Here is a 26,211-nt window from a genome sequence, read left to right as displayed (position 1 = left end):
TTATTAAACGCGCGTTTTAAGAAATCAATCCACTGCCCGGCTGTTATACAGCCGGGCAGTTTTTTTGGGACCGTAAATTTTTCTTGTTATTTTACTAATGCAACCGATTGCTAAAAACATACTTTAATCAGAGAGATCCGTTATGAAAAGAAGAGACTTTATCAAAAACACTTCCATAGCCGGAGTAGGGGCCGGGTTAACGATTTTGAACTTCCCGGTGTTCGGCAAACAGGCACCGGGCAACAAAATAGTGCTGGGCGTGATGGGAGTGAATTCCCGCGGTAACTGGCTGGCGCAGGTAGCAGCCAAACTGCCCGGCGCTGAAATCGGCTACATTTGCGACGTGGAAGACGGCGCTATCCGGAAAGGCCTGAAAGCCATAGCTGACGCGCAGGAACGCAAGCCTACCGTGATAAAAGATATCCGTAAACTGCTGGAGAGGAAAGATTTCGACGCGCTGATCGTGGCCGCACCGGACCACTGGCACGCTCCCGCCGCTATCATGGGCACCGCCGCCGGCAAACACGTGTATGTGGAAAAACCCTGCGCACATAATCCACATGAAGGCGAATTACTGGTGGCCGCCGCGAAAAAATACAACCGCCTCGTGCAAATGGGCAACCAACGCCGCTCCTGGCCCAATCTGCAACAAGCCATCAAAGAAGTAAAACAAGAAGGTATTATCGGTAAAGTACACTACGGTCGCGGATGGTATGTCAACGACCGCCAGCCTATCGGTGTGGGCAAAAAGATACCAGTGCCTTCTACGCTGGACTGGGACCTGTGGCAGGGCCCTGCACCGCGCAAAGATTACCTGGACAATATCGTACATTATAACTGGCACTGGCGCTGGCATTGGGGAACCTCCGAAACCTGCAACAACGCTACCCATGAACTGGACTGTCTCCGCTGGTTTATGGACCTGGAATTTCCCACAAAAGTCACTTCGGCCGGTGGTCGTTACTCCTTCGCGGGAGATGATTGGGAAACACCCGATACACAAACGCTGAACTTCGAATTTGAAGGCAACAAAGCCATCGCCTGGGAAGGCCGCAGCTGCGACCCCTTCACGCTGGAAGGCAGTGGGCGCGGATTCGCCATCTTCGGCGAAAATGGGACGCTGTACAATTCCGGCGGCGACAGCTACAAAATCGTAGACAATAAAAATAAAGTGGTAAAAGAAGTGAAACAGGCCGCCAACCCCAACCAGAGCGTTACCAATACAGTAAGTCCTGCGGGTGAATTCTATGATGCCGTTCACATCAACAACTTCCTGGAAAGTATCCGCGGAAAAGCCACCCTCAACTCAGAAATCAATATTGGTTATAAAAGCACGCTCCTCTGCCTGTTGGGTAACATTGCACAACGCACCGGCCGTGTGCTGCACACCGATCCTTCCAATGGCCACATCCTCCATGACCAGGAAGCCATGAAATTATGGAGCAGGGAATACGAAAAAGGCTGGGCACCCAAAGTATGATTTATCGGTCCGCCTCCGTTTTAGGCAACAGGTATTTGGCAATGTCAAAACTGGGTGGGGGCGGATCTTCTATATAAGCACTTTCAATCGCTTCGCGGGAAGGGTACAGCTTAAATCCTTTCTGCCATACCGGCTTGGAGCGGTCTTCTTCCTCCAGGCCCGGTGTCACCTCCAGCTTCAGCTTGTGGAATACAGCAGCGAGGCAGTTTTCCAGCCGCGGTGCATTCTGCTCCGCCAACCCTATCTGCCAGTTGTAGTTATCCGTATCGTCCAGCACTACCGGCACCCAGATGGTTTTGGCCGTAGCGATTTTAAAACTCCTCTCGGTAAACCGCAAATCGGCCACCTGTACCAGGTCTTTCTGCACCACCTCCTCTCCATTCGGTAGTTTCACGACCCCGTGGCCATAGATGGACAGTTTTTCCTTGATCACCCGCGACCGCACCCACTGGCGGATTTCCGCCACAATATCATCGAGATGGGTACCGGAAAATTCAAATTTCTTTGAACGGTTCAGGTTAACAGGTATTAATAACTCCGCCGCATGCAATATCTCCAGTACTCGGTGGATATCCTCAAAAATCCGCTCATCGGGAACGCCGATCGTATTGTAATCTTCATAGATATGCTGGTCCGGGTCCCTATACAGCCATTGTAAGGAATAATCAGCATTGGGGAAATCCACTTTCTTTGTCATATCGCAAGTTAACTGCTGTTCGTTAGCGGTATGAAAATAACGAATATTCAGTTCATTAGCTTTATAGACTAGCAATAAATATAATATATTGTTATCTCCCATAACTTATAGTTATCACTATTATTAATGAATGCCCCCTACTTTTGATAAACCTGTAATTGAGACAAACCAACCACCAACCATTAGTTTGCACGTTCCCGGAGGAATGATTTGAATGGAGTATTTACAACAATCCAACTACCTGCCAGTATTGGTCATAGGGGTAGTAGTCGGTTATTTATCGGGCCTGTTAGGCAAAGGCGGCAGCGCCATCAGCACCCCTGCGCTACAGATTTTCGCGGGCGTCAATCCTTTTTTTGCCCTTGCCTCGCCGTTACCGGCCTCTATTTCCAGCACACTTTCTGCCACGGCGGTATACAGCCGTGAAAAGCTCTTCAACAAACGCGTGGTGTTATTAGGGGCGATATTTGGCGTACCCGCCACGGTAGTGGGCTCCTGGTTTAGCAGCTATCTGCCGGGAAAAACACTGATGCTGCTGACAGCGTTGTTCATTGTAACCCTGGGAGGATCCCTGCTGTATTCCTATCTGCGCCACAAAGGTTCTTCTGTGGAAACACCCGTTAACAGTGACGACATCAAGGCTTCTCAAATTGTGGGCGCTGCATTGTTTATCGGTTTTCTGTCGGGCCTGCTGGCCAATGCGGGAGGTATTCTGTTCAGCACCTTCTTTATTCGCCGCCTGAAGATGCCTATTAAACAGGCCCTGGCCTGTGCCGTCATACTGTCGGCGGTACTTTCTGTGCCTGGCGCCATCACTCACTGGTGCCTTGGGCATATAGACTGGAACATTGCGCTGCTATTATCGCTCACCGCTTTTCCGGCGTCCTATCTTGGTGCTAAAACAGCGGTAAAAATGAAGACGCCGTTATTGGAAAAAATATTCGCGGGCACACTCGTACTCTTTGGCCTGTACGATATCTTCTTTACACTTCTTAAGCATTGATCTTTTTCATTTTCTGGATGGCTTCCTGTTCGAAAGGCGGCAGTGTTCCCAAAATAAGGTCGTAAGCTTCATGCAGAAAATGCTCGAGCTCCGGGCCGGGCATTACATCTTCCTGCTGCAGCTGTACCCAGTGGTAGCGGGCCAGATGCGGCGCCGGTACAATCCCTCTCTTGGCTATCAGCTGATGATAATGGCTGGTAGTACATTTGAAGGAAACACGGCACGGTGGGTCGGGGGAAATCATGCAAAACAATTTCTCTCCAACAAAAAATCTCAGTTCGTTATCCCACTTTTGATCAGTGGTGACAGCCGGTAAAGACCGGCAAAAATCAAGGGCATTGTCAAACATAGCAGCAGGTTTAAACATCGTTTATATTCCCGTTTCCTGAACGGATTACCTCACTAGAATCTGGCCACAAATAAACATATAAAAATATGTCACATATGTGGAATGGGTGTTCGCTGTAAATAGAGATGAAACTGCTTTATAAATATAGCGAATTAATCGGAGAAAATAACGCACCAAAAACGGGCGAAAACGGGGAATTAACGAGATTTTAATACAGCATGCTAAAAGGTGTAGACAGCGGCCACACGGCCCGGTGCCATGGAGAGCTGCATCCCCTCCCAGCGTTGGTATAGTTTCTTTCCATGACGGTGATGCAGCGACAGGTTCACCGCATCGTAGAGCAACAGAAAGCCACCCTGTAAAATAATAGACGACCCATATCCCTTCCAGCGGTCTTCCTCTTTGCCGGATTGATTTTTACCATATTCACGGGCATATAGCCCTCCCAGTATATAAGCAAGGTCCAACGCTCCGTTCACCAGGTAGATCTTTTCAATTTTGTTCTGTTCGCGGATGCTCTGCTGCCAGTTGTAACCCGCAGGGTCCAGCCGGCGGTTGCCCAGATACCCGGCCGTGGCGATGCCCAGGTTGACGACATTCCAGATGGCATTCATCTGATGGAAATAACGGGCTTCGCCGCTGGTTTGTCCCATAGCAAGGAGGCCGGTCGTTATATTGGCAACCGACCAGCCTCCCAGTACGATCATGGCGGTTTTAGTGGTATGAATACGTTCCCGGTTGAAGCCTTCCAGGGAAAAAGGTTCCTGCGCTGCCAGCTTTCCGGCCAACAGCAGCCAACACATCAGGATACAGCCATATTTATACATGCGGGGATGATTTAGTCAACCAACTGGTTCCATATCACCTCATATACGTCTGTTGCCTGTAGCTGGTTTTGTTTGAAAGGTTGTTTGTTGATGACTACGGCGTGGTTGGCCGGATTCTCCTCCAGGCGGCCATGAGAGCCTTTGATCAGGGTGGCATCCAGCGGGATCACATTCATCAGGTAACGGAATCCGAGCTTTTTCTTCAGCAGTTTGGCGGCCGCTTTCAGCTTGATCAGCGGGTCTGCGGGATTCATAAACATCTCCACAGGGTCATATCCGGGTTTGCGGTGAATGTCTACGATGCGCGCAAAATCCGGCGCCTTGTTGTCGTCCAGCCAGTAATAGTAGGTAAACCAGCTGTTGGCATCGGCTACCAGCACCAGATCGCCGCTGCGTTCGTGGTGCATATGATGCTGCCTTTTCCCTTCGCGGTCCAGCACCAGCTGTACGCCAGGCACTTTCCGGAGGACATCCCGCACCTTTTTATAGCAGGAAGGATCATTCACATAAATATGCGCTATCTGGTGATCTGCTACGGCAAAGGCTTTGGAAGCGCCGGGGTCCAGCAGCTCCAGGCCTCTCTCCTCCCGTATGGCAATCAGCCCTTCCTGACGCAGGATACGGTTGAGATGCACCGGATGGTTGACATTGGTAATGCCATATTCCGACAACACGATGGGGTCGCAGCCTATCTGTTGATAATAGGTGATCAGCTGCCGGCATACGCCATCGATCTCCTGCAGCTCTTTGGCGATACCTGCGGGATCCTGCCCGAATTTCTGCAGGCAGTAGTCGAGGTGAGGCAGGTAAACGAACGTCAGGGTGGGATGGTGGCGTTTATCGGTCAGGATGGTCGCGTCGGCGATCCATTGAGAGGATTTGATGTTTGCGGTAGGGCCCCAGTAGTTGAACAACGGGAAGGGCCCCAGCTCCTGTGTCAGATAATCCCGCAGGTCAGCTGGTGTGGTGTAACAATCCGGTATCTTACGGCCATCCGACAGGTAGTTGGGACGGGGAGTCAGGGAATAGTCCACATCAGCGTACATATTGTACCACCAGCACATCTGCGCGCAGGTAAAGGAAGGGTCCAGGCGACGGGCTTTCTCCCATATTTTGGCAGATTCCACCAGTTTGTTGGACTGCTTCCAGAATTTGATCTCACAGTCGGTACGATCATACCAGCCGTTGCCCACAATACCATGTTCACTCGGCCATTTACCGGTCAGATAGGTACTCTGCACCGAGGTGGTCACAGCAGGCAACATAGGGGCTACGGTAGCCACATGCCTTTGCTGCGCATATGCTTTCAGAAAAGGCATATGCTCCAGCAGTGCGGAGGATAATCCTACAACGTCCAATACGACTGTTTTTCTCATAGATACAACCTTAAAATCAATTACAAATTACGAATTACGGATTACGAATTTGGTGTTCTGTAATGGGCAGGTTTCTATAAACCCGTGCCTGATTGACATTTTTAGTTCGTAAAACGGTAGCACGCAACCATTAGTTCATTAGTCCTTATTTGCTAATATTTTTTTAATCCAGTTTAATTCTCTCGACACAGACACCGCCATTTCTTCTTTCAGGCCCTGTGGCAGCACATCCCAGGTATAGGTTTCTACTTCCAGATGATGGGTAAATGGTTGTTGCCGTTGCCACGTCAGTACGTCTACTATATCTGACTGCGTAGAATGCAGCACTTCAAACCTGTCTGCAAATACAGGCACATGGAAGTGGGAGCGCCACTCCACTACGGCAGTATTACCGGCGTCTTCCAGTGCCTGCGGCAGGTCCGGGTAACGTATCAGGGAGCCGTCTGCTTTTCTGCCGATCACCTGATGCAGGTAAACCGGCTCGTTAAAGGGCAAGAAGGCATCGATCACTTTTTTGCGTTGTGCTGTTTCCGCAGGCAGATCTGCTTTCAGGGCCGCGCTGATCTGCAATTTACCGACTTTAAGACCATAACGCCCCAGCTGCTCCAGCACCTGCTTTGGCGCTTCGTATTCGAGTGCAAAGTGGCAAACATCGTAACAAAGCTGCACATGATTTTTGATGATGGCAGCGGCTTCTGCTTCGTCTACACGCAGCTTGTCCATGATAAACGGAATACCCGCCGGCAGCAACGATCCCATATACCAGCCGATATACTCAGCGGTATTTTCCAGCAGTCCGTCCGGTTCCGGTTCCACATCAAGATGCATGAGTGGCCCTCCACTACGATGGATACGTGCCAGCTGCTCCACTACGAGCAACATATTCAGGGTGGCGCTCTCTGTGAAAGAATTCTTTTCTTCCTCACAACGGTTGCACCAATATTTGTAAGATAAAGGGGAGGTAGAGATGCCGCCTTCCATGCCTTCGGGCAGCAGCGCTGCCAGCAGGCGGAACAGCCGGATGGTATAGGCCACCCTGTCGGCCTGCGTCCAGTCGGGTGTATGTACCTGGTCTTTCACCACGGTATCATGAAAGCCGCCATAGGGAAAACCATTCATCGTAAACACATAGCAGTTTTCCTGTTGCAGCCAGGCTTTAAAAGCCTGCAGGTTTTCTTCCTTTGTCAGCTCCAGGCTGGCGGTATTAGCCAGGCGCAAACCGATGCCAAAAGGCTGATCAGGCGCCACCTGTTGTTTGACGGCAGGTATATATTTCCGGAGTTGTGCAAAATGGTCTTCCCATTTTTCTCCGGGATGGATATTGGTACAATAAGTCAGGTGTCCGTATGCTGTTTTCATGACTGTAGTTTTTGGCAGATGTCTGCTGCTTTGTACAGCATATCCAGCTCTATATGGTGTATTTCTGCGCCTCTTCCGATAGCCCGCAGCAGCGATATCGTCAGTTGTCCGCCGAGGTGTTCGCGGAACTCTTCCAGGCCGGCGATCACCGGAGATGGTTCGTCGTCCTGCTTTTGCAGCAGCGGATGCCAGATGGGCAGTTGCATGGCTTTCAACACATTGACAATACGCAGCATCGCCGCTTCATCGATCCATCCTAACAGGCAGGAATACACGCTGTCGAGCGCAATACCGATGGACACTGCTTCTCCGTGCCGCAGGGAGAAATCTGTCAGCTGTTCCAGTTTATGTGCGCTCCAGTGCCCGAAATCGAGCGGGCGTGCCGAGCCGCTTTCAAACGGATCGCCGCCACCGCCGATGTGCGCCATATGCAGCGCGGCACAGCGATAGATCAGTTCCTCCATGGCCGGCATATCGCCACCGGTAAGGTCCACGGCTTTTTTCTCCATCCATTCAAAGAAAGGCGCATCCCGGATCAGTGCCACTTTTACGGCTTCCACCATACCGGAGCGCCAATCGCGTCCATCCAGCGTAGTCAGGAACGTACTATCGTTAAACACCGCTGCCGGCGGGGCGAAAGAGCCGAGGAAGTTTTTCTTGCCTTTATAATTGATCCCGTTTTTCACGCCTACGCCGGAATCATTTTGTGATAATACGGTAGTGGGTATACGGATATGTTTCACGCCACGGTGGGATATGGCCGCCGCAAAACCGACGAGGTCGAGCAGGGAACCACCGCCGATGCCTATCACATACGAATGGCGATCGATGCCATGCTGATCGATGGCATCTACCAGGGAAACCAGCTGTGACAAGTCATTTTTCACGCTTTCTCCGCCGGTGAGCGTGATCATTTCCGGTGCCAGCCGGAAACCGCGCACCTGCATCAGATAATAGGAGATCTTTTCGGCAAGGCCGGGGTGACTGGCAGCTACGCCTCCATCGAGGACTACCAGCAATTTTTTCTGAAAAGCCGCTTCGGCTTTGGATTCCAGGAAGGCTGACAAACAGGTATTAGCCGGATCGAATAAATCTCTTGAAAAGAAGACCCTGAAAGAAAAGTTAACGTCGAATTGTTGTTGAATGTACTCCATGGCATTTGTTCCGCTTGCATCAATCTAAAAAAATTCAATAGCCTTTAAAAGTACACATAAAAATGAGATATTTCCATAAAGAATAAGGCTCCGGGAACGGAGCCTTTTTTGGGGTTCTACCTGTTTGTTGTTATCGGTATGCAATAGAGAAATGGTTCATTACTGCATGCAAAGAAACCCTGTTTACAGGGGGTATTTAGCGGTACAAACCATTATTTTAAAAAATGCGTATTTCTACGGAGGTCCCTCCCGGCAGCGCAAATCCTTACCAGCAGGCCACTGTGGCCGTATACCGGGACAAATACGGTCCCCGGTCATTTCCGTTCATCCAACTACCTATTGCGTATAAGGCAGGAAATGAAGATATTTACCTTTCGCTGCAGTAGCCTCCGGGCCTGTTGCAGGCCAACGAGTTTGTTTGTTTTAGATCGACATCTGACATAAGCCCCCATGTTGTTAGCCCTGTAACACGGATGTTTTTCATACTTCTCTTGTTGCACTTATTGATTTGATTGTTAACAGGTAAGCGCATTAGCGATGTTAAAAAAAATATTGTTTGCTGTCTGTTTGATGGTTGTGCATAGTATCTCTGCACGAGCGTTCAATACAGCGGCACAGGATAGCCTTTTCAAGGTACTGCAGCAACAGAAAGCTGACACCGGCCGGGTAAACACCCTGTTTGCCTACGCCATGAGTTATATGCCCGACAGCATGCAGAAAGCAGACGGTATCTTCCGGGAAGCGCTTCGTTTAAGCAGGCAGCTGCACTACCCCAAAGGGGCGGCGGATTTTGCCTGTTACTATATGTACATACAGGATATGCAGGGCCGGTATGAGGAGTCATTATTCATGGTAGACCATGCGGTGAAGATTTACGCAGGGTTGCGGGATACGGCCAACCTGATGCGTGCCCTGAGTTTCAGCGGCAACGAACACCATCAGCTGGGGGACTTCCCTACCGCCGCCAGCCGCTACCTGGATGCCCTGAAGTTGTCTGACGCCGCTAAAGACACGCTTTTCTCCAGCCTGATGAACAACAATCTGGCGGGTATCTTCATCAATTTAAAGGACTACGCCAAAGCGTTCCAATATGCTGAGAAGGCCTACCGGCATGCCGCTTCTATTGGCAACAAACGGCGCACCACCGCGGCATTGATTAACATGGGGTCTTGCCTGGTGGCACTGAAACGCTACGCTGAAGGTGAGCAGTACTACCGGAAAGCCATCCGCATGGGGCAGGAGCTGGAAGACAGCGCCTTCGTACTGAAGGCCCATGTGAACCTTGGCAATCTGTATTTCGAACAGGAGAAAAGGCCCGAGGCCTATCAACAATACACGCAGTCGCTGGAGCTGTCCCGCAAATTCCCTAACCCGGAACTGTTGACGTACATATATCTGGGTTATGGCCGGGAACTGTTTAACCTGAAAAGATATCAGGAGGCTTTGTCCTATGTGGAACAGGCCATCACCATGGCCAAGCAGTACAAAGCTATCAACGAGCTCAGATGGGGCTATATGGTGGCTTCCAACCTGAAGGCCACCCTGGGGCATTACGAGCAGGCTTTTGCGCTGCGTGAGCAGTTTGAAGCGCTCAACGATTCCCTCACCGGCGATGCTGCCCGCAACAACGTGATGCTGCTGGAAATGCAGTACCAGTCTGAGAAAAAAGACCGGGAGCTTACCGCCAAAGAATTGCAACTGGCGCGGAAAGATCTGCAGATACAACAGAAAAACATGTGGATCTTCCTCTTTCTTATTGCCGCTGCTCTGTTGCTGGCCACCGCTTTCTTCATCTGGCAGCGGCTAAAACACCGCACCCATCTGCAGGAGCAGCAGCTGCATACCATGGAAGCAGAAAAAACCGTGCAGGTACTCGAAGCCATGATACAGGGCGAAGAAAAAGAACGCACCCGCTTGTCGAAAGACCTGCATGATGGCGTAGGCGGGCTACTATCAGCGGTGAAGATGCATTTTGGCGCACTGAAACATGAGCAACCGGCACTGAAAACAGACAAGAGCTTCAGTCACGCTATGGGCATGCTGGACGATGCCATTGGCGAAGTACGCAAAACCGCCCATAACCTGATGCCGGAACTATTGGCCAGAATGGGGCTGGCAGAGGCGGTCCGTTTCTATTGCCACAATGTGAGCCACTCCCGGCACCTCACTATTTCGTGTTATGCACCGGATAGCATTGGCCGCTTCAAGGGAAATTTTGAACTGTCTGTTTACCGTATCGTACAGGAGCTGGTCAATAACATCATCAAACATTCACAGGCCACCGAAGCGCTTGTACAACTCACAAGGCAGGAGCATCTGCTGAGTATCACCGTAGAAGACAATGGCATCGGATTTCAGGAAACACGCGACGCCCAGGCCGGCATGGGCCTCAACGCGCTACAGTCAAGAATCAGAGCGCTGAATGGCAATCTGGAAATCGCGGCCGCGCACGGACAAGGGACTACCGCCTATATAGAATTTAATATCGCGATTATGCAACTGGCAGAAATAGGATAGCCCGAAACAATTCAGGGATTTCCTGATTTGCGATTTTTTTGATTTTGCGAAAAAAAAGATTCTTATTTATGAAGATAAAATTAGCCATCACCGACGATCATCTGTTGGTCATCAATGGGTTAAAAACCATGCTGGCGCCTTATCCGCACATTACCATCGTATACGAAAGCAATGCAGCTACCGCACTGATGGAAGCGTTGCCCGCAGCGCAACCCGACGTGCTGCTGTTAGACATACAAATGCCTGATATTGACGGACTGGAATTATGCAAACAGGTGCATAAAAATCACCCTGACATCAAAATCATTGCGCTCACCAACTTCATGGAATCACATTACATCAAACAGATGTTGCGTAATGGCGCCAGTGGTTATCTGCTGAAAAACACCGATGAAGAAACACTGGTAGCCGCCATTGAGCAGGTACATAACGGAGAACAATATCTTGATGCCGGCATCAAACAACAGCTGCTCCATGAAATGCTTACCGGACAACGATCATCCGGCTATGAGATTCCACTTACCCGTCGTGAAAAAGAAATTCTGAAGCTGATCGCAGAAGAGCATTCCAACCAGCAGATTGCAGAGAAACTGTTTATCAGTCTGCGTACAGTAGAAACTCACCGGCTTAACCTCACGCAGAAACTGGCCGTAAAAAATACCGCCGGACTGGTGAAGGAAGCCATCAAAAGAGGACTTGTGGATTAATTACGAATTACCAATTACGAATGACGAATTGGAAACCGTTTACCGGTATTGCTGATGAGTAACCTGTTCATGTGACTGCGAAGGCTTTGCCCAGCGACATAGAGATGGGTAATAACAGCAGTACTGCCAGGGCATAGCTGAGCGCATCGAAAGCCGCCACCCAGGAGGCATTCATGACAATCAGCGCCACGATGCCGGCTTTCACCGCTTTCCCGATGTTAGGTCCGATGGGATTTTTCCATGCATTCCGTAGCGGCGTAAAAATCATCCATGCGAACAACAGCAGGAAGGGTATCACTTTCCAGCCGTTGTGGTGAAAGATGGCCACGGTGCCGATAGTCAGCAACACAATAGCATAACAGACAGCCGTTATGCGGATACTGTTGGTGGTGCCGCCATACACCTCGCCCCGGCTGATGTTGGTCACCGCAGCGATGTAGAGAATAGGTACCAGTCCTACCCACCACCACGTAGCCACTGCTCCCGGTACGATACTGATGCCCAGGAGGAGGTTCAGGCCGCGGCACAGTCCCATATTAACAGGTCCCAGGAAAGCGTGATGTTTTCCCCATTTATCATATACGAGTGCAGCCACCGCGGTAGCAATGGCCAGCCAGCCGGCGAGACCATTGATTCCGCCTACCGAAAAGGCGGCCAGGATGCCTACCAACAATAGGTAGCTCCCCAGTATGATTGCCTGGGTAAGCGAAATAACACCGTTGGGAATGGGCCGTTCCGGCCGCTCTGTGCGGTCCAGTTCTGCGTCAAATACATCATTGAATACAACGCCGCCGCCGTACAGGCCGGCAGTGGCAAGACACAGGCATACCACCGGAAGTGTTTGGTCCAGTGTCAGTGTTTCAAAGGTCACATTCAGGAAATAGCCGGAAATGGCCACCCCCGCCAGGATATCCGCAATGGCGGTGACAATATTGGCCGGGCGCATCAGGCGCAGGTATCCGATTACTTTGCTAACAATATAACTCACCGAATAACAGGTTTTCATGGTTCATTGCCAGCAGTAACGAAACTGCCAGGCCTTTACCGGATGATGGTTGTATTTTTATTAATTCTGGGCTGCTGGCCTCCACGTAAAACGGTGCTTCCATTAAATTTCTCACGCTGGTCAATATTTCCGGCTACATCAAAATCCGCTTCATTTATCTGGCCGCTTTGTGCGAACGCCTTTACAGCATTCATGTAAGTTACCAAATGAATGTCATTCAAGTCAATACCACTTTCGTGCATCAGGGCTGCTGTCTTGGGAACGGCGAGTGGATCACTGATGCCCCAATCGGCGGCTGAATTGACCATAATCCTTTCGCTGCCGTACTGTTTCACCACTTCCACCATTCTCTCATTACCCATTTTGGTAAAGGGGTAGATGGTAAATGCTGCCCAGAAGCCGCGGTCCAGCACTTCTTTGACGGTTTCCTCGTTGTTGTGGTCTACGATCACCATGTGAGGGGCCAGTCCATGTTCTATCGCGATGTCCATGCTGCGCTGCGTGCCCTTTTTCTTATCGCGGTGAGGAGTATGTATCTGTACCGGCAAACCGGCTTCCTTAGCCAGTTCCAGCTGTGCGCGATAATATTTTTCTTCGAGCGGGGTCTGGTCATCGAAACCAATTTCTCCTACTCCTACCACGCCTTCTTTATAGATAAACTGTGGCAGTATTTCCATGACAGCTTCCGCCAGCGCTTCGTTGTTGGCTTCTTTGGAGTTCAGTCCGATGGTGCAATAGTGCTTAATACCGAACTGAGACGCGCGGAATCGTTCCCAGCCGAGGATACTGTTGAAATAATCGCGGAAGGTGTCTATCCCGGTACGGGGTTGTCCGAGCCAGAAAGCGGGCTCAATAAGGGCTACCACGCCGGCATCGGCCATCGCCTGATAGTCGTCTGTAGTCCGGGAGGTCATGTGTACATGCGGATCAAAGAAGCGCATGCCTTTTATTTTATCAAGATAAGCCGGTGTATACGTTAACGGTTGAAGATCTTTTTCGGTCAGTTCATGAATACCACACATAATTTTTCAGATTTAGTTCTGGGATAATTTAGCAGCGATGACGTCCCAGGAGAGGGCGCCACTTTGTATTTCGGCGGTCAGTGCCGGGTCTGTGGCCAATAATGTTTTGGCCGGTGCATAATCTGTATAGGCAAATACGAGGGCCGCAGCAGCTCTTTCCGTCTGATCGGCAGAATGCCACACCCGGGTGAGGTCTGCCATATTATCTGCCGTTATCAGTCTAGTCAGCAGCCGCCATTGCATTGGTGATACTTTTCTGCCGGCAGCCCAGCGTTCATGCGCAAAATCCGTCAGGATGGCCGCCAATGCTGTATTTCTGCGTTCGTCGAGACCGGAGATGAGGTGCAGTGGTTTGTCTGTAAAAATCGCTTTCATCACCAGCTGGTTCCAGGCGGGCTCGTCCAGATACCGCGCGGGATATGGATTGTGGAGCATAATCGCTTCCTGTACCACCCCGATATTGGACCGAACGCCTTCGGCTGTACGAAGTTTCCATTCTTCCGGCCAGGCGAGCAATGGCAGGGCACTATAGAGTGCAGCCAGTTCGTTCATTTCGGCCGAGAGAAAGAGTTTTTCGATGGTATCCAGATAGCCGGCCTTATCAGCCGTGTCGAGTTGTAACAGCCACCATGCCCTTATGAGGCGGTCTAACGTCCACCCGTGTACGAAGAATCCAGGTACCTGCTGATGCAATACCGCAGCCTGTTCCGCCGACACGACGATGATATTTTTTCCGGTGAATCTGGGAATCGCGGTAAAAGTCTGATTAAACTGCGGTATGGAAGCGGCTTTCTGCAACCGCTGCTGTAGCCATTCTCTGGCTGTATCACTACTATTGCCGGCAATAATGGCTGCCAGTCCTTCGCTCATTTTCTGCCTGTCATATACATATTCCGCCACTTGACAAATCCTGTTTAGAATGAGAACACTGATTTCTGATTAAAAATAAACAGGATTGCGCAGATTTTCCGAATTATAGGGCTAATATTTGATAGGTGGTTATTAAAATAAAAGAGAGGCATTGCTGCCTCTCCTTCCGCCATTCTAAAACCTGATTATGCATCAGGATATCTTTATTCATGTTGCCTGGCTATAGCACCACGAAAATATCTTGCTATGATGATGAGCTGAATTAAAAGAGCAAAGGTACGTTACATCAGTAACAATTAGAGCATTTATTTGCAATGTGCGACCCGACATGTATAAGTACCTCTTCGTGGAAATATTTACCGGCTGTAATATACATATTATTCTACTTCTTCTCCAAATAAACCATCGATTTTTACGTTACACTTTTTTACTTCCGTTTGTTCTCCAGCACTATAAAGGGTTGATACTCCTCCCAATCAGGCGTATATCCATCCAGTATATTAAATCCTTTTCCATAGTTTCCTAGTATGACATCCTGATCGCCATCACCATCCATGTCCTTTACGTCCATACAAATCCAGCGCCCTTCCCTTTCGATGGGAGGCGCATGGGGCGTGAAGTTCAGCTGATGGTCCTTGCCTTCAAACAAAATAAATTTTTCTGCAGGATTATTTTTCATGTCTGCGAAAAAAGCAATCGCCGCAATATCTGTTTTACCGTCCAGGTTAAAATCTGCTGCTACAGCCTTTGTACAGCCATTCACGGGATAAAACCATGCCTGACGGTAGCTGTTGTTACCTTCATTAAGATAGACGTACAAACCATGGAAAGGTTTAAGCACCATAGAAAAATCTGCATTATCACCGCAGGTATACAGTATATCAGGTTTACCATCCTGGTTAAAATCCACTAGCTGAAAACTGGTAGACCCATTGAGTGGCGGGAATCTCAGCAGATTAGTGGATTTAAACCCTCCATGCCGGTCGTTCTCATATAACCAGATACCTTCATCGGCTGCCGCGAAAAGCACCATGGCATCCGGCCATCCGTCACCGTTAAAATCTCCCACTTCTGCGTGTATGGCACCCGGTACCTCTGTAATCGTCTTCTGCTCATAACGATGATCGGGCAACTGTTTCAGCCAGTACAGGCCGCCCTGGTTATGGCCAAAGGCACACACTAACAGGTCAACCAGATTGTCTTTGTCAAAATCTGCCTGTAGGGTTTGCACCGGGCGTTTGAGAAAGGGCATCAGGTCTTTTTGTTTACTGTGCGGGCTATCAATGCTGAGCTTGCTAATAATACCTGATGGCTCATCAACGGCTCTCATATTGCCGATCTGGGTGATGATAGCCGGTGATGATTTTCCGCTGTCGCGGGTGTAAAGGATATCCACCACCGGAGAGGGCAGCTGCCATGTGTACGTTTTACGCAGGGAACTGTCCCAGGTATTAAGGGTACTCTTATACCCATCACTGGTGAAAATGCGGCCGGCAGCGGTGTCAAAGGACACCATCGTAGTCGTTGCCACGCCGGGTGAATCCACTCCGGCAGGACGTTTAATAGAGAATCCGAACCAATCGTGTTGCAGCGGTACCGGTGGTTTGGCGGCTGTCAGCTTTTCAGGCGCCTGCTGTTCGAAATATTTTACCAGTTCCACCCACTCCTGAAAAGATATCTGGCCCTGCTGCCGCGGGCCTTCCACAGGATAATACTGATCACCGGACCATACCCGGATACCCAGCTTAGGCGCCATGGCCGGCAACACGTGTTTGGTCCATGTTTCTTTGTCCAGCATCGATGGATCAACGGGCAGGTGGCAGGACGAACAATATTTATCGGCCAGCATTTTCCCTTTCTCCTTGGCTGACGGGGCAAAACAACTGCTAAAGATCGCAAGGCCGGTAAATATGGTACACAACGTGGCCGGAACAAATCCTCTCATCTGTTAGATTTTGGTACAAAAAACAAGTTACAAATTAAACATTACGGGACAGGAGCAAAGCCTCCGTGAAAAAAAATTTCATGCGGCTGCTTTGCTCCTGTCCCGAAAATTACGCGATACAGATTAGTATCCGGTATTCTGTTTTAATACCGGCTGACCATTCTTCAGCGTCAGATCTATCTGACGTTGCGGAATGGGGAAATATTCATTCCTGCCTTTGGTGAAGTGGCCACCTTTCACGTCATCCGTAATAGCACTTTCAAAGGTGTAATAGGCATTCATCACCTGGTCTGCAATGCCCCAGCGCGACAGATCGAAGAAACGATGTCCTTCCATGGCCAGCTCCAGTTTACGTTCAAACCGGATCGCTTTGCGGGCATAGGTCACATCTGCGAAAGCAGTATACAGGCCAATCTTGTAATAAGGCAGCGGCTTGGCCGGATCAAATCCCTGAATAGGATTGGCCGGATCTTTATAATCGTGTACCCAGCCTTCCGGATGATCTTTCATACGGCTGCGCACCTGATTTACATAGTTCATCGCTGTTCCCAGATCGCCTGTTTCGGCAGCACATTCCGCAGCCATCAGTAACACATCGGAGAAACGGATCAGCAATACGTTGATAGCCGTACCGGGCGCCCAGGAGTTGTTGTCCATGTATTTGTCTTTGTTATAGTTCCAGTACACCATTTTTTTAGTGGCATACGGACCGGCATATCGTTGTGACTGGTCACGGATCCAGGTGGAACCGGCGAAGTACCCCCAGTCGTGATAAGGAAGACCGCGACGGCCTACGGTCCAGTCCAGACGCGGATCCACGAGTCCATTATCCGGCGTGAACGGCTGCGTGGCCTTGATGCCCATATCAGACTTCACGGCATGCTGATTGTAATCATCCAGATAAGGCAATCCGTTGTCATCTACCCGGTAGGAGTTCACCAGATCAAAAGTGGGCTGATAGAAACCGCAGCATTTGAAATTGGCCGGGAAGTTCAGCATATCGCCCATATTGGCGTTGGCGATACCGTTGGTACCATCATTGGCAGACATCTGGATCGCAAATACGGATTCCGAATTATTCTTTTTGGACGCATCGAAGTTGTCTTCAAAGTTATTCGTGAGCTGGTATTTGAGACCATTGGAAGTTACGCCGTTGGCGATAGCATCGTTGAAAAGCGGCATTGCCTCTGCGTACTTCTTCTGATAGAGATAGGTTTTAGCCAGATATATCTGTGCGGCCCATTTGTTGGCACGGGCCACCTGTGGCTGTGTAGGCGGCAGATTAGCCTGTGCATATTTGAAGTCAGCTTCTATATTGGGCCATATGTCCACATCATTGGGCACCAGCGGATCAACCGTAGCCTCGGTGATATAAGGCACGTTATTGAACATTTTCTTCAGTTCAAAATAATAGTGTCCTCTGAGGAACCTTGCTTCGGCAGTTACCTTTGTTTTATCGGCATCAGACATGTCTTTAGCCTGTGCCATCAGCCTCAGGGTATTGTTACAACGGGCGACGCCTTCGTACACCGCTCTCCACTTGGTATTGAAGAAAGAGTTAGCGACGTTGGGCTGCCAGATGGCGATTTCATTGATAGGCGTCTGGTCGGTACCTTCACTGCCTTTGTGGGCATCACCACCGGCCACGCTGCCGTACACCCAGTTGGTGGAAGCCGCTTCCCAGGCATTGCCACCACCGAGGGAACTGGTAGGCGTACCAGAACCGTCGAGTGCTGCATAAGCACCTACAAGCAGATAGTTCACACCATCCTTATTGGCCACGATCTGTTCCGATAATGAACTATAAGCCGGCTTTTCGAGAAAGTTCTTGGAGCAACCACTGTTCAGCAGCGTAGCCACGAGCAGTATTGCGCTGGTATATCGTAATGTTTTCATTTTTCTCAGTTTAACAATTCAGATAATCAGATCAGAAATTCAGCGTAACGCCCACCAGGTACTGGCGCTGGTTAGGATAGGCGCCTTCGTCGATACCGAAGGAGTCTGTATTACCGGTAATTTCAGGATCAGGACCTGTGTATTTGGTGATGGTAAACACGTTCGCCGCCTGCGCATAAATCCTGAATTTTTCCACCCCTATTCTCTTCAGCATATAAGAAGGGAAGGTATATCCCAGCATCATGTTTTTAGCACGGAGGTAAGAACCGCTTTCCACATAAAAAGATGTTGGAGGATCGGAAGTGCTGAAGTTAGGTTTCAGCTCCTGAATAGGGGCTTTGGCGTTTTTGCGGTCGGGCAGCCAGGAATCATACAAAGCTGTTTTGCTTTTTGCGCCATTGAAGGAACCATAGATATCTGTCCACCATCTTACCTGATTCCAGATTTTGTTGCCATGTACACCATAGAGGAACATGGAGAAGTCCCAGTTTTTGTACGTCAACCCGATATTCAGACCATAAGTGAAGTCTGGATTGGGGCTGCCGAGGTAGGTACGGTCCTGCGCATCGATTTTACCATCGCCGTTTACGTCTTTATAACGGAAGCGGCCGGGAGCTGCTGCCTGTTGATATTCAGAGAGACCAGGATATTTGGCCTTAGCAGCGTTGTTGGCGGCATCCACTTCTTCTTTGCTATCCCAGAATTTATCAATCTGATAGCCGAAGAATTCACTGATACTGTGACCTACTGCGTTACGGATAATCGCTACACCATAGCGGCGGGTATCTCTTTCAAAGTAGGGCGCAGATTCAGATATTTTCAGGATCTCGTTTTTGTAGCTGGTGAAAGTACCGGTGAGGGTAAGTTTCAGTTTAGAAGCCAGCTGTATGTTACCGGTAGCAGAGAAATCCCAGCCATGGTTTTTCATTTCTGCTACGTTGGCATAAGGTGGCGCGGCGGCACCAAATACACCAGGCAGTTCAGGGTTGAACAGCAGGTCTTTGATACGTTTGTTATAATAATCAATGGAGAACTCCAACGCACCTCTGAACAGGGTCGCATCGATACCGATATTGGAATTGGTATTGCTTTCCCATTTCGCATTGGGGTTACCGATTCTTCCCTGCATAAAGCCGGTGGCCAGATTGGTGGTGCTGCCGGTCATGTCATAGAAGGAGGTTGCCTTGTTAAAGGTGAAAGTGGTGAAGGCGTTAGCCGGGTCCACATTGATCTGGTTACCCATAATACCCCAGCCACCGCGGAGTTTCAGGTCGGAGATCCAGGTAATGCCTTTCATGAACTCTTCCTGGGATATACGCCAGGCCGCGCTCACCGCAGGGAAGTTACCATAGCGGTTGTTGGCGCCGAAACGGGAGGAGCCATCACGACGGATCAGGGCACCCAGTAGGTATCTGTCTTTAAAGGAGTAGTCCACTCTGCCAAACAGGGAGAACAGCGTGTTGGAGCCGTAGCCACTACCGTTGATAGGCGTTCCGAAACCGGAAGTGAGGGTGGTAAAGTTCGGATCGAAAGAGAAGTAATTGGTGGTAGAACCTGTCAGCGTACGATCTACCTGTTCAAATGCTTCTGTACCGATCATTACTTTCAGGTCATGGTCACGGGCTATCTTTTTGTGATAGCTGAGGGTATTGGTCCAGGTCCAGTCATATCCGTTACCAGTGGTTTCCGTATAGGTATTCACGCTGGTATTTTCTTTGTTTTCGTATTCCGGATAAGTGAAGCTGTGGTTGTTAAAGGAATAAATCTCCCCACCGAAAGAGGTACGCAGGGTGAAGTCTTTCAGGATGTCTGCTTCTGCATACACGCTACCCAGCAATCTGCTGGCGAGCGCTTTGGTGCTGCCGAAGCGGTCTTGAATGGCCACCGGGTTGCGTGCGTTGCCCAGCGCGCCGCCCCAGGTGCCGGCGTAGTTGCCTTTGATATCACGCACGGGGATGATGCTCTGTTCACGGAAAGCCATACCGATACCACTGCCTTCTGTCAGGATACCGATCTGTGGATTCTGGATGATGGAATACTCCATGTTTTCGCCCACGCGGATATGATCGGTGATATTGAAGCTGCTGTTGGCCCTTACCGCATAACGTTTGTTATAGGTATTGGTCAGCGTACCCTGTTGATTGAAATAATACATGGAGAAGAAGTAGCTGCCGATATCTCCGCCGCCGGCCACAGATATATTGTGGCTGGTAATAGGCGCCGGCTTGAATATTTCGTGGTACCAGTCGGTGCCTTGTTTGTTGGCTTTATTGATACGATAGAAGCTATTCAGCAGGCCCGGATCTTTATAGTCCGGTATGAGGTAATATTTAGATGGATCTACGCGGGGATCTCCTTCCATGGCTCCTTCGGGGTAGATGTAATCCGGCAGTACCGGTTTATCGCCTTTACCATAGAGCACATCATCAAATACAGGCGTGCTGCCGGCGGGGGTGCTGTTGCGGGTAGCCATCCACAGCAGGTCGGCCTGTTCCTGTGGATTGAGGATATGGAAAGGATTACCGCTTTGTGGTCTTTGTGTACCGTAGTAACCGTCGTACTGTACTTTCACTTTGCCGGTACCTCTTTTGGTGGTGATGATGATAACGCCGTTGGCTGCACGCGCACCATAGATAGAGGCCGCGCCTGCATCTTTGAGTACCTGCATCGTCTGCACGTCGTTAGGGTTTACATCAGCCAGGTTGGAGATAGGTACACCGTCGATGATGTACAGCGGCGTATTATTGCCGAAGGTATTTTTACCACGTACAGACACCTGCGGTTCCTGTCCAGGTTGACCGGTGCCTATGATCGTAATACCTGAAACCTGTCCCTGCAGCTGATTGGCGATCTGGGAAGTGGGTTGTTTGGTAATGTTTTCCACCTTCACCACTGCTACGGCGCCGGTGAGGTCTTTTTTCTTCTGGCTGGCATAACCGGTCACTACGACTTCTTCGAGTGAACCTACTTTTTCGGCCAGCTGTACGTTGACAGCGCCCGAGCCTACCACCGCTTCCTGCGGATCATAACCTACAAAGGAGAACACCAACGTTTCTCCTGATTTAGCCTGAAGGGTAAAACTGCCGTTGGGATCGGTAGCGGTACCGCGGTTAGTACCTTTTACATATACCGAAACACCTGGTAGCGGGTTGCCTGATGCTTTATCAGACACCTTTCCCGTAATTTTCGTTTGTGCGAATACGTTACTACTGCCTAGCAATAGCAGTATGCCGCATAGGAGAACGGCCAGTCCCTGGTAAAAATGTTTTTTCATAACGTGGTTGAAGGGTAACGTTTTAGAAAAATCGGTTAAAAAATAAAGTACCTGTCTTGTATGTTCCTTTGTCCACCAGACAGTTTACGACATAACCATCCCGTTCCGGCGATGGTGTACAAATGCCGGAGAAAAGAGGTGTCATGTACAGGCATTATCTGACCGGCCGCTGTATGATGCGTTACAGCGACGACAGTACAAACAATAACTGTCTGTTCAACAATTAAAAACCACAAATTTGAAGATGCAAGACATGGATGCGGGCATGTTTACACCAAGGTTTAACTACATGGAATAAAGCAACGGTTTTAGTAAACAATTGATTTGCTGACAATGATTTAGTGAGAATCGGTTCAATTTAGTACTAACACTTTCCTTCTTCAGATTTTGGTTCTCACGTGGAATTTTTCTTACAATAAGTCGAATATATAACAATAAATTAGCCCAGACAAGTGTTCTTTTAACATTTCTCTAAATAAAAAAAATTTGTGGGGCTATTCTTACAGTAATCCGCATCGGCGGGATAAAAAAGTATAATACTTTATGGCTAAAAAAGTACAAGCACTTGATCTTTTATGTATGTTTAGCGTCTCAATTATTCCGGGCCATGAAAATTTTCAACATTATCTTTTGTTTCATTTTTATTGTTTTCGCGGGGCTGCAATACAACGATCCTGATCCCTACGTATGGATGCCCATTTACCTGTTCTCCGCCGTATGTTGCGGCCTGGCAGCGCGGCAGCGGTTTTATCCCCGCTGGTACCTGACCGGCATCGCTATTTATTTCGTATATGCCATCTATTTATTCTTCACCAAAGACGGGGTGGTGGACTGGATGTCTCAACATCAGGCGGAGAATATTGCGCAAACGATGAAAGCAGAAAAACCATGGATAGAAGACACCCGTGAATTTTTCGGGTTATTCATTTGTATCGTAGTTTTAGGTATCAATTATTTTTACGCTAAAAAGAAAGCATAACATGAAAAAGCAGGCTATCTATCCGGACCCTGAATATTTTAGCCGGTATATTGATCAGGTGCCGGACGTTTCTATTATGGAAGCCCTTGAGCAGTCGCTGCAGGAACTGCAGACACTGGACAAGGCTAAACTGGCAGCATTGGGCGACTATGCCTATGCACCCGGCAAATGGACCGTTAAAGATGTGTTTCAGCATATCGCTGATACCGAAAGGGTATTTTCCTTCCGGGCATTGCTGTTTGCCCGTAACGATAAGAATGTGGCGCCCGGTTTTGATCAGGACCTGTATGCCGCCGAAGCATTTACCGCACAGCGTACTTTCGAAGACGTACTACAGGAACTGATTGCCGTCAGACAATCCACCATTGCCCTTTTCCGCAGTCTTCCGGAAGAAGGACTATTAAGATACGGCACCTGCTGGAAGTACCAGATGAGTGCGTTGGCCATGGGCTTTACGATGGTAGGCCATCAGATACATCACCTCCGTATTCTCCACGAAAGATATTTATCATAATAGGGACTAACATTTATGTTAGTCCTTAACAATTACATCTCCTCTTCTTTAATTCCCGCTCCCCATCTAGCTTTGCAGGCATAAAATCAATTCGTATGAAACGTCTGGAAAACAAGATAGCCCTGGTAACAGGAGGCAGCCGCGGTATGGGCGCGGCCATCGTACAACAACTGGCCGATGAGGGCGCAACCGTAGCATTCACTTATAATAAGGGCGCTGAAAAAGCTGCCGGAGTAGCAGCAGCGCTTACCGGCAAAGGACAACGCAGCCTGGCCATTGCGGCCGATAGTGCCGATCCTTCCGCAGTAGTGGCGGCGGTAGATAAAACCGTAGCCGAATTTGGGCGTATAGACATACTCGTTAATAACGCCGGTATCGCCGTCATGAAACCATTTGAAGATTATACGCTGGAAGAATACAACCAGACCATGGACATCAATGCCCGGGCTGTATTTGTAGGTACGCAGGCAGCAGCCAAACATATGGGCAAAGGTTCCCGTATTATTACTATCGGCAGTTGCATGGCTGACCGGGTATCCGGTCCGTATGGAACACTTTACGCGATGAGCAAGTCGGCGCTCACGGCCTTTAACAAAGGCCTGTCCCGCGATCTGGGACCCAGAGGCATTACCGTTAACCTGGTACAGCCTGGTCCTATCGACACCGACATGAACCCCGCCGACGGAGCACATGCCGATGCACAAAGGAAAAATATTTCACTGGGAGAATATGGTAAAGTAGAGGATATCGCTTCACTGGTCACTTTCCTGGCGTCTCCGGAAAGCGGCTATATCACCGGCACCGCTATCACTATCGACGGCGGGACCAACAGCTAGTAGCGTTTTTCGCCTACCAGCAGATAAAACATATAGTCAGTGTTGGAAGCGTCGGTGATGCCCAGGTGGCGCCCCATGGTAACTACCTGTCCGCGGTGATAGGTAGTATGGTGGGTGATCTGTGACAGTATTTCATAACCCGGAATATTAAAATCGCCGGTATACGGAATGGTTACGGGGTAGGCCTGTACCAGTTGCTCCGGTGTCATTTGGTTAACCAGTTCCATCAGCTCTTCTGCTTGTTTTACTACTCCCTCCAATACCTCTGCGACGGACTCATTACACTCAAACGGACCAAAAGTGAGTGACGGATGTTCGCCGCGGAGGTTTTTTATCCACCACGCAGAAGTATCCCACATGTGCTTCAATGTGTCCTTGATTGTTCCATAACTGGAAACAACCGGTGTTTCCAGCAGGGTGGCATCTTTCGTTTTTAACCATTCCACGGTGGTTTTAATAGCCCATAATTCGTAGCCAGCGAAGCCTTTAGCGTAGTTAACCAGTTCGGTAGTAGTGGCAGTTGCAGGAGTGACAGTAGTGTTTATCATAGTGTGTTTGTTTTATAATACAAAGAAAGCACCCTTTTATGACAACCTTATGTCAGCAGCTTTTTACTTTTTCAAAAAAAATTTGTCGGAATGAAAAATACATTTACCTTTGTTGTATATACAACAGTAGTAATTGTAATTATGAGACTGGAGGATGAAATAAAACAGGTAAAATTTGCTAACGACTATCAGCGGGCCATGTTGAATATTATATTTACGGCAAACTGGCTGGAAGTGGGCACTTCACACATTCTGAAGAAGTATGATCTGTCTTCCCAGCAATATAATGTACTGCGCATCCTGCGGGGCAGCCGGCCTAATCCGTTGAATCTGCTGGATATCCAGGAGCGTATGATGGATAAAATGAGCAATGCTACCCGACTGGTAGAGAAATTACGCCAGAAGGGATTGCTGACGCGTATCCAATGCCCTACCAATCGCCGTAAGGTAGAGATCGAAATCACTGATAAAGGCATGGAAGTATTGAAAGAACTGGACCCGGCCATGGATGAAGGAGATCAACAGCTGGCGGAAAAACTCACCACCGATGAAGTGAAGTTGCTGGGAGACCTCCTGGACAAGCTTCGGGGCTAACGATAATGGCTTCTCCCTGACGGAGATTATTTTTTGCCCTAACAATTGTATATACAATATTTGTTTTGACTTTGTATTATAATTATATTGAATAAAAATACCTAAACACTATAACAAACAACAAAAACACCCTTTTATGTTTAAACGTTTATTGCAAACAGATGACAGCATTACTTCCTTTATTATCCGTGTGACGGTAGCGATTGTGATACTGCCACATGGCTTACAGAAACTGCTGGGCGTGTTTGGCGGCCATGGTTTCAAAGGCACCATGAACTTTTTCACCTCCAACGGCACTCCTGCCTTCCTCGCTTTCCTGGTGATCATTACTGAAAGCATTGGCTCACTGCTGATATTATTCGGTTTCACGACCCGCCTCTGGGCACTGATGCTGACAGCCGTTATGCTGGTAGCCACTTCCATGCACGCTCCCAATGGCTTCTTTATGAACTGGGGCGGCACTCAGGCCGGAGAAGGTTTTGAATATCACATTCTGGTGCTGGGCATTCTGTTAGCCCTGCTGATCAAAGGTGCAGGCCGTTGGTCTGTAGACCGTCAACTGACTAAATAATTTTAATCTCGTTTTATAAAACAACAACAACTCATGAAGAAAGCGTTTTTTTCTACCGCCCTCCTGGTATTAGCCAGCATCGCCTCTTTCGCACAGGTAAAATGGAATGCCGATCCGGCGCATACCGCAGTTATTTTCAGCGTAAAACACCTCGGCATTAACTATGTACAGGGTCATTTCGCCAAATTTAGCGGCGCTATCGAAACTACCGACAGCACCAACTTCCAGAACGCAAAAGTAGATTTCACTGCTGATGTGAACAGCATCAATACCGGCATTGACCAGCGTGATGGTCACCTGAAATCAGATGATTTCTTCAACGCTGCCCAATATCCTGAAATCAAGGTAAAAAGCGTATCCTTCAAAAAAGTAGCCGGCAACAAATACATCATGCTGGCGGACGTTACCCTGCGTAACACCACCAAACGTGTACCCTTCGACGTTACCTACAATGGTGTGGTAAGAGACCCATGGGGACTGTGGAGAGCTGGTTTCACCGCCAAAGCTACCATCAACCGTCTGGACTTCGGCGTGAAATATGCAGACAAACTGCCTTCCGGTGTATATGCAGTAGCTCCTACCGTTGATATCCTGGTAAACGCTGAAATCGTTAAGCAATAAGCCAGCGACATTTATAGATTTTGTGATTTTGTGAATAAAAGGCGACGGCCCAAACAGGTTTTATAC

The 26,211-nt window shown here is 49.0% G+C and carries 24 protein-coding genes; 11 read left to right on the top strand and 13 right to left on the bottom strand.

The window, feature by feature from the left end; genetic code table 11:
- The first annotated feature begins 142 nt into the window (after positions 1 to 142).
- A complete protein-coding gene (locus ICL55_RS14435; RefSeq protein WP_188098260.1) occupies positions 143 to 1,480 on the top strand; it encodes a Gfo/Idh/MocA family protein in 1,338 nt (445 codons plus the stop codon).
- A gap of 1 nt (position 1,481) precedes the next feature.
- Here ICL55_RS14435 and ICL55_RS14430 read toward each other — a convergent pair whose 3' ends face one another.
- The gene (locus ICL55_RS14430; RefSeq protein ID WP_188098258.1) at positions 1,482 to 2,177 is read right to left on the bottom strand and encodes a hypothetical protein; all 696 of its coding nucleotides are present in this window, start codon (positions 2,175 to 2,177) and stop codon (positions 1,482 to 1,484) included.
- Between the two features lie 214 nt (positions 2,178 to 2,391).
- On the opposite strand from ICL55_RS14430, the gene ICL55_RS14425 reads away from it, so the two are divergent.
- Positions 2,392 to 3,180: a sulfite exporter TauE/SafE family protein gene (locus tag ICL55_RS14425; protein ID WP_188098255.1), complete on the top strand. Its 789-nt coding sequence runs from the start codon at positions 2,392 to 2,394 to the stop codon at positions 3,178 to 3,180.
- Here ICL55_RS14425 and ICL55_RS14420 read toward each other — a convergent pair.
- From ICL55_RS14420 to ICL55_RS14400, 5 genes are all read right to left on the bottom strand, one after another.
- Positions 3,170 to 3,529 (bottom strand): MmcQ/YjbR family DNA-binding protein, encoded by a 360-nt coding sequence (locus ICL55_RS14420; RefSeq protein WP_188098253.1) that lies wholly within the window; start codon positions 3,527 to 3,529, stop codon positions 3,170 to 3,172. The genes ICL55_RS14425 and ICL55_RS14420 overlap by 11 nt on opposite strands.
- 221 nt (positions 3,530 to 3,750) lie before the next feature.
- A complete protein-coding gene (locus tag ICL55_RS14415; protein ID WP_188098251.1) occupies positions 3,751 to 4,356 on the bottom strand; it encodes a DUF6992 family protein in 606 nt (201 codons plus the stop codon).
- Positions 4,357 to 4,367: 11 nt separating this feature from the next.
- Positions 4,368 to 5,732, bottom strand: a complete 1,365-nt coding sequence (locus ICL55_RS14410) for an alkaline phosphatase family protein (protein WP_188098249.1) — start codon at positions 5,730 to 5,732, stop codon at positions 4,368 to 4,370.
- A 138-nt stretch (positions 5,733 to 5,870) separates the two neighbouring features.
- Entirely contained in the window at positions 5,871 to 7,091 is a 1,221-nt protein-coding gene (gene eboE / locus ICL55_RS14405) for a metabolite traffic protein EboE (protein ID WP_188098247.1), read from the bottom strand.
- Positions 7,088 to 8,245 carry a 3-dehydroquinate synthase gene (locus ICL55_RS14400; RefSeq protein ID WP_188098245.1) on the bottom strand — a complete coding sequence of 386 codons (1,158 nt, stop codon included), beginning with the start codon at positions 8,243 to 8,245 and terminating at the stop codon, positions 7,088 to 7,090. Before ICL55_RS14400 ends, eboE begins: the two co-directional genes overlap by 4 nt.
- Before the next feature lie 224 nt (positions 8,246 to 8,469).
- On the opposite strand from ICL55_RS14400, the gene ICL55_RS14395 reads away from it, so the two are divergent.
- The 3 genes from ICL55_RS14395 (at position 8,470) to ICL55_RS14385 (ending at position 11,469) form a co-directional block, all read left to right on the top strand.
- Positions 8,470 to 8,631 carry a hypothetical protein gene (locus tag ICL55_RS14395; RefSeq protein ID WP_188098243.1) on the top strand — a complete coding sequence of 54 codons (162 nt, stop codon included), beginning with the start codon at positions 8,470 to 8,472 and terminating at the stop codon, positions 8,629 to 8,631.
- Positions 8,632 to 8,815: 184 nt separating this feature from the next.
- Positions 8,816 to 10,762: an ATP-binding protein gene (locus tag ICL55_RS14390; protein ID WP_246496365.1), complete on the top strand. Its 1,947-nt coding sequence runs from the start codon at positions 8,816 to 8,818 to the stop codon at positions 10,760 to 10,762.
- Positions 10,763 to 10,830: 68 nt separating this feature from the next.
- Positions 10,831 to 11,469 (top strand): response regulator, encoded by a 639-nt coding sequence (locus ICL55_RS14385; protein WP_188098239.1) that lies wholly within the window; start codon positions 10,831 to 10,833, stop codon positions 11,467 to 11,469.
- 67 nt (positions 11,470 to 11,536) lie between these two features.
- Here ICL55_RS14385 and eboC read toward each other — a convergent pair whose 3' ends face one another.
- The 6 genes from eboC to ICL55_RS14355 all read right to left on the bottom strand — a co-directional run bounded on the left by eboC (position 11,537) and on the right by ICL55_RS14355 (position 21,482).
- Positions 11,537 to 12,457 carry a UbiA-like protein EboC gene (gene eboC / locus ICL55_RS14380; RefSeq protein ID WP_343067793.1) on the bottom strand — a complete coding sequence of 307 codons (921 nt, stop codon included), beginning with the start codon at positions 12,455 to 12,457 and terminating at the stop codon, positions 11,537 to 11,539.
- A gap of 53 nt (positions 12,458 to 12,510) precedes the next feature.
- Positions 12,511 to 13,497, bottom strand: a complete 987-nt coding sequence (locus ICL55_RS14375; protein WP_188098237.1) for a TatD family hydrolase — start codon at positions 13,495 to 13,497, stop codon at positions 12,511 to 12,513.
- Between the two features lie 12 nt (positions 13,498 to 13,509).
- Positions 13,510 to 14,397: an EboA domain-containing protein gene (locus tag ICL55_RS14370; protein ID WP_343067792.1), complete on the bottom strand. Its 888-nt coding sequence runs from the start codon at positions 14,395 to 14,397 to the stop codon at positions 13,510 to 13,512.
- Between the two features lie 397 nt (positions 14,398 to 14,794).
- Positions 14,795 to 16,312: an FG-GAP repeat domain-containing protein gene (locus tag ICL55_RS14365; protein WP_188098235.1), complete on the bottom strand. Its 1,518-nt coding sequence runs from the start codon at positions 16,310 to 16,312 to the stop codon at positions 14,795 to 14,797.
- A 123-nt stretch (positions 16,313 to 16,435) separates the two neighbouring features.
- Complete coding sequence (locus ICL55_RS14360; protein ID WP_188098233.1) at positions 16,436 to 18,208, bottom strand: RagB/SusD family nutrient uptake outer membrane protein; 1,773 nt, start codon at positions 18,206 to 18,208, stop codon at positions 16,436 to 16,438.
- Positions 18,209 to 18,239: 31 nt separating this feature from the next.
- On the bottom strand, positions 18,240 to 21,482 hold the full coding sequence (locus ICL55_RS14355; RefSeq protein ID WP_188098231.1) for a SusC/RagA family TonB-linked outer membrane protein: 3,243 nt from the start codon (positions 21,480 to 21,482) through the stop codon (positions 18,240 to 18,242).
- A 607-nt stretch (positions 21,483 to 22,089) separates the two neighbouring features.
- Here ICL55_RS14355 and ICL55_RS14350 point away from each other — a divergent pair.
- From ICL55_RS14350 to ICL55_RS14340, 3 genes are all read left to right on the top strand, one after another.
- A complete protein-coding gene (locus tag ICL55_RS14350) occupies positions 22,090 to 22,461 on the top strand; it encodes a transmembrane 220 family protein (protein WP_188098229.1) in 372 nt (123 codons plus the stop codon).
- Between the two features lies 1 nt (position 22,462).
- Complete coding sequence (locus tag ICL55_RS14345; RefSeq protein ID WP_188098227.1) at positions 22,463 to 22,975, top strand: DinB family protein; 513 nt, start codon at positions 22,463 to 22,465, stop codon at positions 22,973 to 22,975.
- A 95-nt stretch (positions 22,976 to 23,070) separates the two neighbouring features.
- Positions 23,071 to 23,811, top strand: coding sequence for a 3-oxoacyl-ACP reductase family protein (locus tag ICL55_RS14340; RefSeq protein WP_188098225.1), 741 nt, complete (start codon positions 23,071 to 23,073; stop codon positions 23,809 to 23,811).
- On the opposite strand, the gene ICL55_RS14335 is transcribed toward ICL55_RS14340, so the two are convergent.
- Positions 23,808 to 24,359: a DinB family protein gene (locus tag ICL55_RS14335; RefSeq protein WP_188098223.1), complete on the bottom strand. Its 552-nt coding sequence runs from the start codon at positions 24,357 to 24,359 to the stop codon at positions 23,808 to 23,810. The two genes, ICL55_RS14340 and ICL55_RS14335, sit on opposite strands and share 4 nt — an antisense overlap.
- A gap of 90 nt (positions 24,360 to 24,449) precedes the next feature.
- On the opposite strand from ICL55_RS14335, the gene ICL55_RS14330 reads away from it, so the two are divergent.
- The 3 genes from ICL55_RS14330 (at position 24,450) to ICL55_RS14320 (ending at position 26,145) form a co-directional block, all read left to right on the top strand.
- Positions 24,450 to 24,953: a MarR family transcriptional regulator gene (locus ICL55_RS14330; RefSeq protein ID WP_223151429.1), complete on the top strand. Its 504-nt coding sequence runs from the start codon at positions 24,450 to 24,452 to the stop codon at positions 24,951 to 24,953.
- A 136-nt stretch (positions 24,954 to 25,089) separates the two neighbouring features.
- Complete coding sequence (locus tag ICL55_RS14325; RefSeq protein WP_188098221.1) at positions 25,090 to 25,524, top strand: DoxX family protein; 435 nt, start codon at positions 25,090 to 25,092, stop codon at positions 25,522 to 25,524.
- Positions 25,525 to 25,557: 33 nt separating this feature from the next.
- The gene (locus tag ICL55_RS14320) at positions 25,558 to 26,145 is read left to right on the top strand and encodes a YceI family protein (RefSeq protein ID WP_188098218.1); all 588 of its coding nucleotides are present in this window, start codon (positions 25,558 to 25,560) and stop codon (positions 26,143 to 26,145) included.
- Positions 26,146 to 26,211 lie beyond the last annotated feature (66 nt).

Origin of the sequence: Chitinophaga varians, from assembly GCF_014529945.1 — a bacterium.
GTDB classification, from domain to species: Bacteria; Bacteroidota; Bacteroidia; order Chitinophagales; family Chitinophagaceae; genus Chitinophaga; species Chitinophaga varians.
Note: the sequence above shows the minus strand (reverse complement) of the source record. Positions and strands in the feature narration are given on the sequence as shown.

Bases quoted from the DNA above. Each gene is read 5' to 3' on its own strand.
- ICL55_RS14420 (WP_188098253.1), bottom strand. From the start codon at position 3,529: ATGTTTGACAATGCCCTTGATTTTTGCCGGTCTTTACCGGCTGTCACC.
- ICL55_RS14335 (WP_188098223.1), bottom strand. From the start codon at position 24,359: ATGATAAACACTACTGTCACTCCTGCAACTGCCACTACTACCGAACTG.
- ICL55_RS14415 (WP_188098251.1), bottom strand. From the start codon at position 4,356: ATGTATAAATATGGCTGTATCCTGATGTGTTGGCTGCTGTTGGCCGGA.
- ICL55_RS14390 (WP_246496365.1), top strand. From the start codon at position 8,816: ATGGTTGTGCATAGTATCTCTGCACGAGCGTTCAATACAGCGGCACAG.
- ICL55_RS14410 (WP_188098249.1), bottom strand. From the start codon at position 5,732: ATGAGAAAAACAGTCGTATTGGACGTTGTAGGATTATCCTCCGCACTG.
- ICL55_RS14360 (WP_188098233.1), bottom strand. From the start codon at position 18,208: ATGAAAACATTACGATATACCAGCGCAATACTGCTCGTGGCTACGCTG.
- ICL55_RS14320 (WP_188098218.1), top strand. From the start codon at position 25,558: ATGAAGAAAGCGTTTTTTTCTACCGCCCTCCTGGTATTAGCCAGCATC.
- ICL55_RS14355 (WP_188098231.1), bottom strand. From the start codon at position 21,482: ATGAAAAAACATTTTTACCAGGGACTGGCCGTTCTCCTATGCGGCATA.
- ICL55_RS14385 (WP_188098239.1), top strand. From the start codon at position 10,831: ATGAAGATAAAATTAGCCATCACCGACGATCATCTGTTGGTCATCAAT.
- eboE (WP_188098247.1), bottom strand. From the start codon at position 7,091: ATGAAAACAGCATACGGACACCTGACTTATTGTACCAATATCCATCCC.
- ICL55_RS14325 (WP_188098221.1), top strand. From the start codon at position 25,090: ATGTTTAAACGTTTATTGCAAACAGATGACAGCATTACTTCCTTTATT.
- ICL55_RS14365 (WP_188098235.1), bottom strand. From the start codon at position 16,312: ATGAGAGGATTTGTTCCGGCCACGTTGTGTACCATATTTACCGGCCTT.
- ICL55_RS14340 (WP_188098225.1), top strand. From the start codon at position 23,071: ATGAAACGTCTGGAAAACAAGATAGCCCTGGTAACAGGAGGCAGCCGC.
- ICL55_RS14330 (WP_223151429.1), top strand. From the start codon at position 24,450: ATGAAAAATACATTTACCTTTGTTGTATATACAACAGTAGTAATTGTA.
- ICL55_RS14395 (WP_188098243.1), top strand. From the start codon at position 8,470: ATGCGTATTTCTACGGAGGTCCCTCCCGGCAGCGCAAATCCTTACCAG.
- ICL55_RS14350 (WP_188098229.1), top strand. From the start codon at position 22,090: ATGAAAATTTTCAACATTATCTTTTGTTTCATTTTTATTGTTTTCGCG.
- ICL55_RS14425 (WP_188098255.1), top strand. From the start codon at position 2,392: ATGGAGTATTTACAACAATCCAACTACCTGCCAGTATTGGTCATAGGG.
- ICL55_RS14430 (WP_188098258.1), bottom strand. From the start codon at position 2,177: ATGACAAAGAAAGTGGATTTCCCCAATGCTGATTATTCCTTACAATGG.
- ICL55_RS14375 (WP_188098237.1), bottom strand. From the start codon at position 13,497: ATGTGTGGTATTCATGAACTGACCGAAAAAGATCTTCAACCGTTAACG.
- ICL55_RS14400 (WP_188098245.1), bottom strand. From the start codon at position 8,245: ATGGAGTACATTCAACAACAATTCGACGTTAACTTTTCTTTCAGGGTC.
- ICL55_RS14345 (WP_188098227.1), top strand. From the start codon at position 22,463: ATGAAAAAGCAGGCTATCTATCCGGACCCTGAATATTTTAGCCGGTAT.
- ICL55_RS14435 (WP_188098260.1), top strand. From the start codon at position 143: ATGAAAAGAAGAGACTTTATCAAAAACACTTCCATAGCCGGAGTAGGG.